The organism is Flavobacterium sp., assembly GCF_043780635.1.
In the GTDB taxonomy this organism is placed as follows: Bacteria; Bacteroidota; Bacteroidia; order Flavobacteriales; family Flavobacteriaceae; genus Flavobacterium.
Genome location: NZ_JAYWCK010000059.1, coordinates 15,862 through 29,702 on the forward strand (window position 1 = coordinate 15,862; position 13,841 = coordinate 29,702).

Consider the following 13,841-nt stretch of genomic DNA (forward strand, 5'->3'; position numbering starts at 1 on the left):
AACTTGGATTAAAAAAGCCAAAGGTACGCATTTACAAAACCATCCCGCCATAATTTTTCGTTATGTTCACCGCCTTTCACAATCTTTATTTTGGTCAGATTATTGCATTCACATCTTTTTTCACTAATCAAATCATCAATTTTGTTAAGGTTTTCAATCATTATTTTTTTATCACTTTCATCACCTTCATTATCGCCACAAAGAAAATATAATTTGGTTTTTAGCTTTGGCGCTTTTTTTGTTAATTCAATTATTTCTTCTTGATTAAACCATAATGCGGGCGAAAAAATTCCTGCTCTCCCGAAAACTTCAGGATATTTTAAAATGGCATAATAAGAAGCCAATCCACCAATTGAACTTCCTATAATAGCTGTGTTTCTGGGATTTGTTTTTGTTCTATATTTTGTATCTATTTTTGGTTTTAATGTTTTTACAATAAATTCAAGATAATTATTGGCATTTCCACCTCCATATTTCGCGTTTTTGTAAGGTGTTAATTCGTCGATTCGTTTTTCATTTCCGTGTTCAATACCTACGACAATTACCTGTGCGTTGATACTATCTAGTTTTTCATCTACATTCCATTCGCCAACAAAAGAAGTTTTGGCATCAAAAAGATTTTGGGCATCGTGCATATAAATCACGGGATATTTCTTTTTGGTTGAATCGTAATTCTTCGGCAAATAGATCCAAATCTTCTTTGAATACCCTAATTGTGGTGCTTCGATGGTGAAAGTTGAAACTTGTTTTGAAGCCGTACTTTGCTTCGCCAGTTCGCCCTTTGGGCTCGGGTGCTGAGCAAAAGTCTTTCCGGTTGCAATAAAAAAAATAAAAAGAAGTAAGAATCGTCGAATCATTGTTTGGAGTTTGTATTTCAATTTAAAAACAATATTTTAGCTAAAATTAATGATTAGATGAACACTTACGAAGAAAAAAGAAGTTTACTTTTAGAAATGATTGCTTTTTCTACTGTTGATGGACAATTGCATAAAAGAGAATACGAGTTTTTAGCTATTGTAGCAAATGAATTAAACATTAGCAAAACCGAGTTTAATGATTTGTTTCATCTGGAATTACCTCATATTGTAATAAAATCCGAATTTGAGCGCTTCCAGCAGTTTTATCGTTTGGCTTTATTAATGCATATTGATGGTGTTTTGCATCAGAAAGAGGAAGTTTCAATCCAGCAAATTGTGATTAAGATGGGACTGAATCCAATAGTTACCAACCGTATTCTCAAAATGATGAAAATGACTAAAAGCCCAATAATTGATGCTGAAGTATTACTGGAAATTTTTAAAGAACAGCATAATTAAACCAATTGTTCCTGCAATGCTTTAATGTCATCTCGAAGTTTCGCCGCTTGCATAAAATCCAAGTCTTTTGCGGCTTTTTCCATTGATTTTCGTTTCTCTCGAATCCGTTTTTCGATTTCAGGTTTCGAAAGGTATTCCGTGATGGGTTCCGCGGCTATTGAACTGCTATAGCCCAATTCATAATCTGCCAATGGGTTTTTTGTAAAGGCACTTTCGATTTTTTTATTTAAAGCTTGAGGAACCTGATTGTTCTCCATATTGAAATTAATCTGTTTCGTTCTGCGGTAATTTGTTTCGTCAATCGTCTTTTGCATACTTGCCGTAATTTTGTCTGCATACATAATAGCTTTTCCGTTGAGGTTTCTCGCAGCACGGCCAATTGTTTGTGTAAGCGAACGATGACTTCTCAAAAAACCTTCCTTGTCGGCATCGAGAATGGCAACCAATGAAACTTCGGGTAGATCCAATCCTTCCCGCAATAAATTCACACCAATTAAAACATCAAACAATCCTTTACGCAAATCCTGCATAATTTCTATACGTTCCAAAGTATCCACATCCGAATGGATATAACGGCAACGAATGGAAACTTTTGCCAAATATTTTGCCAATTCTTCGGCCATTCTTTTAGTTAAAGTAGTGACCAAAACCCGTTCGTCAATCTCGGCTCGTGCCTGAATTTCTTCAATCAAATCATCAATTTGATTCAAGCTTGGACGAATTTCAATAATTGGATCCAACAATCCCGTTGGTCTAATAACTTGTTCGATATAAACGCCATCGGTTTTTTGCAATTCATAATCAGCTGGCGTTGCCGAAACATAAATTACCTGGTTTTGCATCGCTTCAAATTCCTCAAACTTCAACGGACGATTGTCCATAGCTGCCGGAAGTCTAAATCCATATTCTACCAAGTTTTCTTTTCGAGAGCGGTCACCACCATACATCGCGTGCACTTGCGAAAGTGTAACGTGACTTTCGTCAACAACCATCAAATAATCTTTAGGGAAATAATCCAATAAACAAAAAGGTCTTGTGCCGGCTTCTCTTCCGTCAAGATAACGCGAATAATTTTCAATTCCTGAGCAATAGCCCAATTCGCGAATCATTTCCAAATCGAAATTGGTACGTTCTTCCAATCTTTTGGCTTCCAAATGTTTGCCAATTTCCTTGAAATAATCAACTTGTTTGACCAAATCCTGTTGGATTTCCCAAATTGCATTTTGCAAAACATCGGGAGAAGTCACGAACATATTTGCAGGATAAATTGTGAGTTTTTCGTGTCTTTCAATTACTCGAGAAGTCTTGACATCAAAGGCTTCTATTTCTTCAATTTCATCACCAAAAAAGTGAATTCTAAACGCATCATCGGCATAACTTGGATAGACTTCGAGAGTGTCGCCTTTTATTCGGAAATTTCCCGGGTTGAAATCCGCTTCGGTTCTGGAATATAAACTTTGGACCAAACTATGTAGTAATTTGGTGCGGGAAATAATTTGATCTTTTGCTATCGAAATAACATTTTTCTGAAATTCAACTGGATTCCCTATACCATAAATGCACGAAACCGATGCCACGACTATAATATCTCTTCGTCCCGAAAGTAGGGAAGAAGTAGTGCTCAAACGCATTTTTTCCAACTCTTCGTTGATGGATAAATCCTTTTCGATGAAAACTCCAGTTACAGGCATAAATGCTTCTGGCTGGTAATAATCGTAATACGAAACGAAATATTCCACGGCATTATTCGGGAAAAACTGCTTGAATTCTGAATACAATTGCGCTGCCAAGGTTTTGTTGTGTGCCAAAACCAAAGTGGGTTTTTGTACTTCCTGAATTACATTGGCAACAGTAAACGTTTTTCCAGAACCGGTAACACCGAGCAAAGTTTGGAATTTCTCGCCAGCCTCAATGCCTTGAGTTAATTTTTCAATAGCTTGTGGTTGGTCGCCTTTTGGCTGGTAATCAGATATAACTTGGAATTTCATTTAAAAAGATTCAGAATTACAAAGTTACAAAGATAGAATTCTTTTAAGCCAAAGTTTAAGCCAAAAAAAACCATCCCGACAAGCGAGATGGTTTTCAATAATATAAAAATGTATTTTAGAAATTATAGCTTATTCTGGCAAAAACGAAACGTCCGTTTTGACCAAATTGTGATACGTTTCTTGAATAAACAAATTGGTTTGCGTTAGACAAATCTACAGTAGGAGTAGTAGTACTATATATAACATTTCCATTAGCATCTAAACCTGTTTGCGGTACACCGGCTATATTAGGGGTAATAATATTAATTGCTCTTTTTGCTGAAATAGGGCCATAATTAAGACCTGGATAAATATCAAAAAGATTGTTGGCACCAACTACAATTTTAGCATTTTTAGTTAAATTATAACTAACTGATAAATCAGTTATGATTTTTGCTCCCCAAACTGGGTGCTCAACTTCAACAGCAAATCCATTAACTGGTAATGCTTCTATTCTTCCATCGCCATTTACATCACTTGTGTTTGGATCGGTAACTTCACCAAAATATACGTTTCTCAAGAAGAAATCGAATTTTTTAACGGTAAGTGTATTGGTTAAATTTATTTTTTGTCTTGGAACAGCTTCTTGAAGATATACTCTGCTTGATTCAGAAAAGTATCTGTTAACTTGTCCATTATCCTCTAAGATAGGAGAAGCATGAATACTTCCAACTTTTTGTGTATTTCCAAAAGTTCCAGATAAATCATTTTTCAATTTAAGACCATTACCTAAGTTGGCTACTTGGCTTATCACAATGTCAATACCTTTTGATTGTGTGTCAATAGCATTAGCAAAAAAGGTTGCTGCAGTTGCTCCAGCGGTATCGAATAAGCCATTTAAAATGTATGCAGGAGTTCCTGGTGCAGGAGTTCCTCCAGGTCTTGAGAATTGATCAGTAAGAACCACTCTGTCTTTAATTCCTATGATATAAGCATCAGCAGTTAATGTCAAATTAACAGATGGTACTTTAGCTGTAAAACCAATACTACCACTTTGAGATTCTTCTTGTTTTAATTTAGGTATTCCCAATAATGATGCAGCTTGAGAATCGTTACTGAATGTTCCAACTTCAAATGGTACTCCTCCTACGAATTGAGTTGAAGTAGAATTGAAGTAAATCTGGTGTAACGATGGTGCTCTAAATCCTGTTGCAACCGCACCACGTATATTAATGTTACTGGTTACTTTATAACGAGTTGCAAATTTATAATTAGTTGTGCTTCCAAAATCTGAATAGTTTTCAAAACGAATTGCTCCGTTTACCATCCATTTAGAAGTAATATCATATTCTAAATCACCATAAAGTGCAACACTATTACGATTTTTATCTATAGCGTTTGCTGGTCTGAAACCCGGGAATACTTGAGCCCCACCTGGTCTGGTTGCACCATAAAAATCAGTGACTTTAATGTTTGCAGGAGTTGTTCCGGTTACAACAGCACCATTGATATCATATAAATTGTATGAATCTGGAATACCCGAGTTGATGATGAAGTTTTCATAACGATATTCTGCTCCAAAGGCTACATTTAGTTTTTCAAATTTTCTGTTTACATCAAAATTCGTCGTGTTTTGAGCAAATCCTAATCCTCCTGAATCAAATGTTGTAGGAGATTTTTCTCTCAAAGAAGCATTTACTGTATTCTCGATACTATAATTAAATGTGTTAACTCCGAAAGTATTACTCAAATCAAAATTCCAACTTTCGAATATTTTACCTCTTAAACCAGCAGCAGCAGAAAAGTCGCTAATTGCTGAGTGAATTTCTGGCAAGAAACCATTTGGATACAAACCAGTATAAGATCTTGATTGATTAGGTCTTCTGTAAAAACCTGCTGAACTACCATCTCTATAACTCATACCTCCAAAAGCATAAGCTTCTAATTTGTCATTTATTGGATAGGCAGCATTTAAAAATAATTGTGCACTTGTCAAAGAAGATTGTCCTACTTTCATATTGAAATCTCTTCTTTGGAGTCCTCTGTATGCTAGTTCGTTTTCTGTTACATCTCCAACACCTGTGGCACCACTTCCTAAAATTGTTTGTAATCCTTTAATAACGTTATTAGGGTCAGTTTTGTTATCATACAATGAATTTGCACCTGCTATGGCAGCTTGTTGAGCAGGTGTAAAATAACTCACTTGTGGAGCATAAGTATGTATTGCAGAAACTATTTGTGAGGCATTAGCCGTAGGACTTGCAAACGTACCAATATTACCAAATAGGGCATTAATATTTACTCCTGCTTCAGCGGCTCTTTGTTCAACAGCATTATAACCACTAAATAAAGTTCCTGTTACATCTTTTGCTCTGCTAGTATTATCTCTTAATTGGAAACTTGCGGTTGCATTGATGAAACTTTTTTCTTTTCCAAGGTTTGTACCGTAATTCATGTCAAGTTGAACATTGTTACCATCATTTCCACCATTATGGTCATTGGCACCTTTAGAGAAATTACTTCCTGCAAAAAGAGCAATGTCAAATTTCTTAGTGTCTTTTTTTACATTTAAGTTGATAACACCTGCAATGGCATCAGAACCATATTGTGCAGAAGCTCCATCTCTCAAAACTTCAATTTTTTCAAGTGCAAAAGCAGGAAGTGCATTTAAGTCAGTACCTACAGATCCTCTTCCTGGTGATCCATTGATGTTTACTAATGAAGAAGTGTGTCTTCTTTTTCCGTTTACCAAAACCAAAACCTGGTCTGGTCCTAAACCTCTTAATTGAGCTGGGTCAATGTGATCCGTTCCGTCAGCTACAGTCATAGTGTTTGATGTAAACGAAGGAGCAACCATATTTAAAATCTGGTTAATGTTTACTTGTGGTCCTTGTGAAGCAATTGCTTTCATATTAATCACGTCAATTGGCACAGCAGATTCAGTTACTGTTCTACCTGGGGTACGAGAACCAATTACCACTACATCTTGAAGTGTTTCGCCGCTTGCTTGTAGAGAAACATTTACAGTACTTCCAGTAACTGTAATTGTTTGTGTTTCAAATCCAATGTAGGAAACAAGTAATACATCACCTGTTTTTGCATTGATTGTAAATTTTCCGTCAAAATCAGCTGAAACTCCGTTTTGAGTTCCTTTTACCAGGATTGAAGCTCCTGCTAAAGGTCCATTTGAGCCATCAGTGACAACTCCCGAAACTTTATTTTCTTGGGCAGTCATTCCTACCGTGAAAATTAAAGTTAGAATAAAGATTAATTTTTTCATTTTTGGTTATTTAAATTAGTTTTACGAAACTACACTTTTGGCAGCAATTTCACTCACAAATTATTAAATAAAACAAAAAAACGTAAAATTGTTACTAAATTTATTACTTTTTTATCAAAATAGTAAATTTATTCTTTTTATTTGCTGATTTAATAGTACTTAATTTGAAAAATTATCCAATATATTTATTGAATACAGAATTATTTTTCTAGGCAAAATTTTTTTAAAACTTCCAGTTTTTTTGTTGAGTTTCTGATTGGAAAGTCCAAGCAAGTATTCGACTGGTTTTCTGGCCTTGAGCCATATCTATGGTTTTTACTTCAGCAACATTTACTTTATTCAATGTTTTGTAAAAACTTGAAAGATTTTCTTTCTTGGAAACTAAAGTAGTAAACCAAAGGCATTGCATAGGATATTTTGCACTTTCGAAAATCATTTGTGTTACGAAACCAGATTCTCCGCCATCACACCATAATTCAGAATTTTGACCACCAAAATTCAAAATAGGTTTAGTAGTTTTGGTATTTTCCAAATTATTTATTTTTCTGATACTGCTTTTCGTGGCTTCTTCTTGAGAGGAATGAAATGGTGGATTGCAAATCGTCAGAGCAAATCGGTCTTCGGGTGTGATTATATTTTTGAAAATAAAACGAGATTCGGTTTGGAGTTGTAGACTTATTGCATCCATTAATTTTGGATTGTCTTCAATGATTTTTTTACAGTTTTGAATGGCTTTTTCATCTATTTCTGTACCAACAAAAGACCAGCTATAAACGGAGTTCCCCAATATTGGATAAATACAATTGGCACCTATGCCAATGTCCAACACTTGAACATTTTCGCCTTCGGGGATTATTCCATTGTTGTTTGAAGCCAGTAAATCAGCAATATAATGAATGTAATCAACTCGACCGGGAATAGGAGGACAAAGATAATTTTCTGGAATATCCCAATTTAGGATATCATAATTTGCGATTAACAAGGCTTTATTGAGTGCTTTTACAGCTTGAGGATTACTGAAATCAATAGTTTCAATATTATGTTCATTGATTGCAACAAACTGCTGGAGTTCAGGATAAGTTGTTTTTAATTGTTCAAAATTATATCCTAATCGGTGTTGATTTCTGGGATGTAAATTGGTTTTTTCGATAATCGGTTTCAGTTTCATTTTTTCTATTCAGGTGGCAAAGATAGTTGTAAATATTGGAACACGGATGAATAGAATAAAAACAGATTTTTGACAGATTTTTTGAATCAGATTGATTGACTTAATCCCAGCATTCCATTAGTAATAAATCACCATCGTTATGTTCAATGGTTACTAATCCGTCTTCTATAACATGATTGCTGCTTCCTGTTCTGTAACCAATGGTCAGCGTGTCATTTTCTAAAGGATAGAATAAATTCTTGGAATGAATTCCGTTTACGTTACCAATGGGAATCAAAGAGAGAGGCGTATTTGCCGGATACCATTTTTCGAATTTTTTTGGCAACAAAAAGATTTTAGAATGGTCGTCAAGAACTACAATTTTTAATAAATCTCTGTATTGGGTGATGTTTGTGATATTGGTAATAGTGTGATCGGCACGTTTTCCGGTGGCCCAAACTACATTTGCAGCAGGAATTTTTCTTTCGATAAGATAATCAAAAGCTTTCTCTAAATCGGTTTTATTTTGATCTGGAGTGTGGACAATTTCTAGTGGAAATTGTTTTTCCTTGTAATAATCAGGATTAAATCCTCGGTCGAAATCGCCTAACAAAACATCTACTTTTATGCCCAATTCCATAACGCGTTCCATTGCTGAGTCAAGTACTATTACTAATGGAGACCATTCGAGTAATTGCCCCAATAATTCGATGTTACATGAAGCGCCGTTGGCAATAATCAAAGCTGGTTCTTGGTCGTCGCGAACGATATGGTGTGAGGACATAGTTAATTGTGAATTACGAATTGAAAATTACGAGTGCAAAGATAGTGATTCATAACTGGGAATTTGTTATTCCTGGTTTTTTAGCCCAGATAGTAATGAAAAACAAAACAGTGTTAAAAACTTTAGTTTCGTCAGGTTTCAAGAACCACCGTCGGAAGTTCCTTGAAAGCTTTGCAAAACTGTTTTTTAACACTGTTTTTTTGTAAAGGAAAGCTGGAATAGCTTCTTATTGTATCACATAATTTCGAATGTCGGTTTCGCTTACCGAAAAAAATCCCAAAGCATAATTGTCAAAATTCGTCGTATTTATGATGTTTCCTCTCACGGTTGCCGATGGAGATTGAAACGGAGCTCCATTGCTATTTCCTGCAATACTAATCAACACTTTCATGTAATTTGAATACGTTTTGGATATTCCAAAATGTGTTACTTTTATATTATCGCCTAATTTTAAATCACTATTTTGGGAAAGACTAAAAAATTCATTTCCTTGAAAATAGGTATCATCGCCTATATAATAATTGTCTAGCAATGGATTTTGATAACCATATCCATACATGTAATAATTTTCTTCGGTAGCGGGATCGTTGAAATAAGCTTTGATTTCTATAGTTTTTCCATCAAAACCACCTTGGTTATTTTGAATAATTTTTGTTATTGGAGCCACTGGTTTTAGAGTTTCTGTAGCGGTATAAGTTTGGCCTTTACTGATTACCGTTAAGGTATAAGTTTCATTGATTATTGGAATAAAAGTGGTGCAGATATATTCTCCCGTATTTGGTTTTTCGATGAAATTGAAAATGAAATTGGAACTGTTTTTTACAAAAACGGTTGCTTCTGAAACTTTTGGAATTGTATTGCTGTAATAATCCGTGGTTGTTGTTAGTTTTATTTTCTGCTCATTCCCTAAGGTTCCTTTTTGCCAGTTTATAGAAGCTTCTATGACAAGTTTTGGCGGAGCAGTTTTTAAATCTACAGTGACAACATCTTCACAGCTGTTGAAGAAAATTGCCATTAAAATCACGAAAAAGAATTGTATTTTTTTCATTTTGATTAAAATTTAAAATTATAACTAACGGCTGGTACAACTCCAAATATTGAAGTTTTTACAGCTTCATTATTACCGGTATCCGTATTTTGCCTGAAAGTAATTGAAGCAGCATTTTTTCTGTTATATACATTATAAATACTAAAAACCCATTCGGTTTTCCAACTTCTTTTATCATTTTTATGCGGAGTCAAAGTAGCTGAAATATCTAAGTGATGAAAGGCGGGAAGCCTATTTTCATTCCTTAATCCAAAGTTTGGTATAGACACGCCCATATATTCGTATTTTCCATTTGGATACGTTACAGGTTGACCAGTTTGGAAAATAAAATTAGAACCAAAGGACCATTTTTTGTTTAATTTATACGATCCGGTAGCAGCAAAATTATGTAATTTGTCATAGGCAGAACTATACCAATTTCCGTTATTTATTCCGGTTTCCTGTGCTGTCCTTCCTGGAGTTTGTTGTTCAGATTTTGATAAGGTATAGGAAATCCAACCATTTAATTTTCCTTCATTTTTCCGAAGCATAATTTCTAATCCATAAGACCTTAATTGACCGTTAAGTATCACTTGTTCGATGGCATTATTGGCAACTAAATTTGCGCCGTCAATATAATCCAATCGGTTTTGTACTTCTTTATAGTAGGTTTCTACCTCTAGGGAATACATATTTTCTTTGAAATTTCTAAAATAACCTAAAGCCACTTGGTCGGCAATTTGTGGTTTGATATAATTATCACTCGGTGTCCAAACATCTAATGGAGTTGGTGATGAGGTGTTAGAAACTAGCTGTAAATACTGAACCATTCTATTGTAACTTGCTTTTATGGATTGATTATCATTAATTTGATATCCTGCAGAAAAACGAGGTTCCAGATTGTTATAGCTTTGAATAGCCTTATTTTTATCATAGAATTTGGTTCCAATAGAAGTTGCATTTTCATAAATCTGCATATCCGAATTGAAAGTTACTGGATTGTTTTCAGCATAAAGGTTTACTGTAGATTTTCCTAAACGATAAAAAAGACTGTATCGTAAGCCATAAGAAAGAGATATTTTTTTAGAAATTTCCTGTTCTGCATTGATATAGATAGCAGGTTCAAAGGCATATTTTTTATCCAATTGTTCGTAATTAATGCCCGAATCTGCATTAGATGGTTTAATGGTTCCTGGATTGAAGTTGTAATAAATGCCGTTTACACCATAATTCAATTTGAATTTATCTGAAATGTAATTTTTAAAATCGTATTTTATATTATAATTTTTGATGCCGGAATCCCATTTGAAACCTACAAAATCAAGGTCTAATCCGTAATAATAATCACTGTAAATCAGCGATAAATTAGAAAATAATTTTTCTGAAAATAGATGATTCCATCTCAGATTTAAAGTTGCATTTCCATAGGTATTGGTAAAACTTTTGTTCAGAGAAAAAACATCCCGGCCAAAATAGCCTGATAAATACAGATTGTCATTTGGGTTCAATTTATAACTCAATTTGGTGTTCAAGTCATAAAAATATGCCGAATTGTCTTTTTGATCTTTTGATAATTTTAAAAACAAATGAGCATAAGAAGTTCTTGCACCTATTAGGAAAGAGCCTTTGTCTTTTACAATTGGTCCTTCGGCCAAAATTTTACTGGTTATTAATCCAATTCCTCCATTTACGTGAAATCCTTTGCTGCTGCCATCTTTTTGATAAATATCTAAAACAGATGATGCTCTGCCACCAAAACGTGCTGGAATTCCGCCTTTATATAACTTTAAATCTTTGATAGCATCAGGATTAAAGACGGAGAAAAAACCAAAAACGTGCGAGGAATTAAAGATTGTTGCTTCGTCTAATAAAATTAAATTTTGGTCAGCTCCACCACCACGAACATTAAATCCTGATGCTCCTTCGCCAGCATTTGAAACTCCAGGAAGCAATAAAAGCGATTTTATAATGTCAACTTCTCCAAAAACAACCGGCATTCTTTTGATGGTAGAAATGGATAATTTATTAACACTCATTTCAGGTTTTCGAATTGTGGCTTTGTTGCTATTATCAATAATAATTACTTCTTGCAAAACAGTTTCATTGCTAATAAGGTTATAACTTTTTTTTGTGTTTTGGTTTAGGTCTATTGTTTCTTCAATAGTCTGAAAGCCTAAATAGGTTATTTGAATTTTATAAATTCCTTTTAGCAGCGTAAGCGAATAAAACCCATATTCATTTGTGGGAACTCCTGTTTTTAGTTCAGGGATTGTAACGTTTACGCCAATTAGAGTTTCGTTGCTATTAGCATCAGTAATTGTTCCGCTGATTGTGAATTTTTCTTGAGAAAAAGAATGTAGTGTCGCTAAAATAAAGAGAAATAAGGTGACAATTTTCTTTGAAATCATTGTTGAAATTTTGAGATACAAATTTCGTAAAATAAAATTCAAATTACTATCAACATATGTTAATGAATTACTAATAAAAAAAGACGACCGTTTTGGGTCGCCTTTTACGTTATAATCATAAAAAACTTATGCTAATTTAGCTTCCAAGTTTTCTTTAATTGCTGCCAAGAAATTTTCGGTTGTCAAATAATCGTCTGCAGTCATTCCTTCTGGTTTAACAAGAATCGCTAAATCTTTAGTCATTTTTCCGCTTTCAACGGTATCGATGCAAACTTGTTCTAAAGTATGACAAAAATCAATTAATTCTTGGTTTCCATCTAATTTTCCTCTGTGTTCCAAACCTCTTGTCCAAGCAAAAATGGATGCAATTGGATTAGTAGAAGTTGCTCTTCCTTTTTGATGCTCTCTAAAGTGACGTGTTACGGTTCCGTGAGCAGCTTCGGCTTCAACAGTTTTTCCATCAGGAGTTACCAGTACAGAAGTCATTAATCCTAGTGAACCAAATCCTTGTGCTACAGTATCTGACTGTACATCGCCATCGTAGTTCTTACAAGCCCAAACAAATCCGCCGTTCCATTTCATACAAGACGCAACCATATCGTCGATAAGTCTATGTTCGTAAGTGATTTTTATTGCTTCAAATTTTGATTTGTAATGTTGTTGATATACTTCTTCAAAAATATCTTTGAAACGACCGTCATAAGCTTTCAAAATCGTGTTTTTTGTAGAAAGAAATAAAGGCCATTTTTTGGTCAAAGCCATTTGGAATGATGAATGCGCAAATCCAAAAATACTTTCGTCGGTGTTATACATTGCCATAGCAACGCCGTCACCTTCGTAATCATAAACTTCCCAAGTTTTTGATTCGCCTTCCTCAGGAACAAAAGTCATTGTTAATTTCCCTTTTCCTTTGATGACTGTATCGGTGGCTTTGTATTGATCTCCAAAAGCGTGACGACCAATAACGATAGGTTTTGTCCACCCTTGAACGTATCTTGGAACGTTTTTCATAATGATTGGCTCGCGAAATACGGTTCCGCCCACGATGTTACGAATAGTTCCGTTTGGAGATTTCCACATTTTTGAAAGATTAAATTCTTTCACGCGTTCTTCATCTGGTGTAATTGTGGCACATTTGATACCAACATTGTATTTTTTTATAGCTTCTGCCGAATCAATCGTGATTTGGTCATTCGTAGCTTCTCGACTTTCAATTCCTAAATCGTAGTATTTAATATCTAATTCTAAATAAGGGAGAATTAATTTTTCTTTGATAAATGACCAAATAATTCGAGTCATTTCATCGCCATCCAATTCAACTACTGGATTAGCTACTTTAATTTTTGTCATAATGTATTGTTGTGAATTTTATTTTTTTATAATGTGCGCCGCAAAGATAATAAAACGTTTTCGTTTAAAGGAATTCGTTTTCATTAAGTTTATATTTACATAAAATGAATTATGAAATCTTTATTTTTTGCTTTCATAAACGAGAAATTAAAAGAGAGAAGCCTTTTTTTTATCAAATCATTAATTCTGTGGAAAAAATTATAAAAAAAAAGTCCCGAAAATATCGGGACTTTATAATAAAGAGATGTTTGACTATCTTCTTTTATCTCTAATCTTAGCTTTTTTACCAGTAAGTTCTCTAAAGTAGAAAATTCTAGCTCTACGAACGTGACCTTTTTTGTTGATTTCAATTTTTTGCAAAGCTGGCAAGTTTACTGGGAAGATACGCTCTACTCCAATTGCACCTGACATTTTACGAATAGTAAAAGTTTCTGTATTTCCAGAACCTCTTCTTTGAATAACAACACCTTTAAAAAACTGTGTTCTTGTTTTTTCACCCTCTTTAATTTCGTAATAAACTGTGATAGTATCACCAGCTCCGAATTCAGGGAAATCTTTTTTT

At 34.2% G+C, this 13,841-nt stretch carries 10 protein-coding genes; 1 reads left to right on the plus strand and 9 read right to left on the minus strand.

Translation table 11 applies throughout. The features are described from left to right. Window positions 1–8: 8 nt before the first annotated feature. Window positions 9–857 carry an alpha/beta hydrolase gene (locus tag ACH2BV_RS05415; RefSeq protein ID WP_395049707.1) on the minus strand — a complete coding sequence of 283 codons (849 nt, stop codon included), beginning with the start codon at window positions 855–857 and terminating at the stop codon, window positions 9–11. 57 nt (window positions 858–914) lie between these two features. Here ACH2BV_RS05415 and ACH2BV_RS05420 point away from each other — a divergent pair, with 57 nt between their 5' ends. Further along, window positions 915–1,316 carry an excinuclease ABC subunit B gene (locus ACH2BV_RS05420; protein ID WP_395049708.1) on the plus strand — a complete coding sequence of 134 codons (402 nt, stop codon included), beginning with the start codon at window positions 915–917 and terminating at the stop codon, window positions 1,314–1,316. On the opposite strand, the gene uvrB is transcribed toward ACH2BV_RS05420, so the two are convergent. From uvrB to rplS, 8 genes are all read right to left on the minus strand, one after another. Further along, entirely contained in the window at window positions 1,313–3,304 is a 1,992-nt protein-coding gene (gene uvrB, locus ACH2BV_RS05425) for an excinuclease ABC subunit UvrB (protein ID WP_395049709.1), read from the minus strand. The genes ACH2BV_RS05420 and uvrB overlap by 4 nt on opposite strands. 115 nt (window positions 3,305–3,419) lie before the next feature. After that, window positions 3,420–6,563 carry a TonB-dependent receptor domain-containing protein gene (locus tag ACH2BV_RS05430; RefSeq protein WP_395049710.1) on the minus strand — a complete coding sequence of 1,048 codons (3,144 nt, stop codon included), beginning with the start codon at window positions 6,561–6,563 and terminating at the stop codon, window positions 3,420–3,422. Window positions 6,564–6,786: 223 nt separating this feature from the next. Then, window positions 6,787–7,731, minus strand: coding sequence for a 23S rRNA (adenine(1618)-N(6))-methyltransferase RlmF (gene rlmF / locus ACH2BV_RS05435; RefSeq protein WP_395049711.1), 945 nt, complete (start codon window positions 7,729–7,731; stop codon window positions 6,787–6,789). 100 nt (window positions 7,732–7,831) lie between these two features. Continuing rightward, window positions 7,832–8,494, minus strand: a complete 663-nt coding sequence (locus ACH2BV_RS05440; protein ID WP_395049712.1) for a thiamine diphosphokinase — start codon at window positions 8,492–8,494, stop codon at window positions 7,832–7,834. A gap of 226 nt (window positions 8,495–8,720) precedes the next feature. Further along, on the minus strand, window positions 8,721–9,542 hold the full coding sequence (locus ACH2BV_RS05445; protein ID WP_395049713.1) for a DUF4249 family protein: 822 nt from the start codon (window positions 9,540–9,542) through the stop codon (window positions 8,721–8,723). Between the two features lie 5 nt (window positions 9,543–9,547). Next, window positions 9,548–11,929 (minus strand): carboxypeptidase-like regulatory domain-containing protein, encoded by a 2,382-nt coding sequence (locus ACH2BV_RS05450; protein WP_395049714.1) that lies wholly within the window; start codon window positions 11,927–11,929, stop codon window positions 9,548–9,550. A gap of 126 nt (window positions 11,930–12,055) precedes the next feature. Then, on the minus strand, window positions 12,056–13,279 hold the full coding sequence (locus ACH2BV_RS05455) for an isocitrate dehydrogenase (NADP(+)) (RefSeq protein WP_395049715.1): 1,224 nt from the start codon (window positions 13,277–13,279) through the stop codon (window positions 12,056–12,058). A 252-nt stretch (window positions 13,280–13,531) separates the two neighbouring features. Beyond that, window positions 13,532–13,841 (minus strand): 50S ribosomal protein L19 (gene rplS / locus ACH2BV_RS05460; protein WP_395049716.1); only part of this gene is annotated, 310 nt, incomplete at its 5' end.

What these genes read in the sequence shown, in the direction of transcription:
- ACH2BV_RS05415 (WP_395049707.1), bottom strand. Translation starts at nt 857, where the DNA reads ATGATTCGACGATTCTTACTTCTTTTTATTTTTTTTATTGCAACCGGA.
- ACH2BV_RS05420 (WP_395049708.1), top strand. Translation starts at nt 915, where the DNA reads ATGAACACTTACGAAGAAAAAAGAAGTTTACTTTTAGAAATGATTGCT.
- uvrB (WP_395049709.1), bottom strand. Translation starts at nt 3,304, where the DNA reads ATGAAATTCCAAGTTATATCTGATTACCAGCCAAAAGGCGACCAACCA.
- ACH2BV_RS05430 (WP_395049710.1), bottom strand. Translation starts at nt 6,563, where the DNA reads ATGAAAAAATTAATCTTTATTCTAACTTTAATTTTCACGGTAGGAATG.
- rlmF (WP_395049711.1), bottom strand. Translation starts at nt 7,731, where the DNA reads ATGAAACTGAAACCGATTATCGAAAAAACCAATTTACATCCCAGAAAT.
- ACH2BV_RS05440 (WP_395049712.1), bottom strand. Translation starts at nt 8,494, where the DNA reads ATGTCCTCACACCATATCGTTCGCGACGACCAAGAACCAGCTTTGATT.
- ACH2BV_RS05445 (WP_395049713.1), bottom strand. Translation starts at nt 9,542, where the DNA reads ATGAAAAAAATACAATTCTTTTTCGTGATTTTAATGGCAATTTTCTTC.
- ACH2BV_RS05450 (WP_395049714.1), bottom strand. Translation starts at nt 11,929, where the DNA reads ATGATTTCAAAGAAAATTGTCACCTTATTTCTCTTTATTTTAGCGACA.
- ACH2BV_RS05455 (WP_395049715.1), bottom strand. Translation starts at nt 13,279, where the DNA reads ATGACAAAAATTAAAGTAGCTAATCCAGTAGTTGAATTGGATGGCGAT.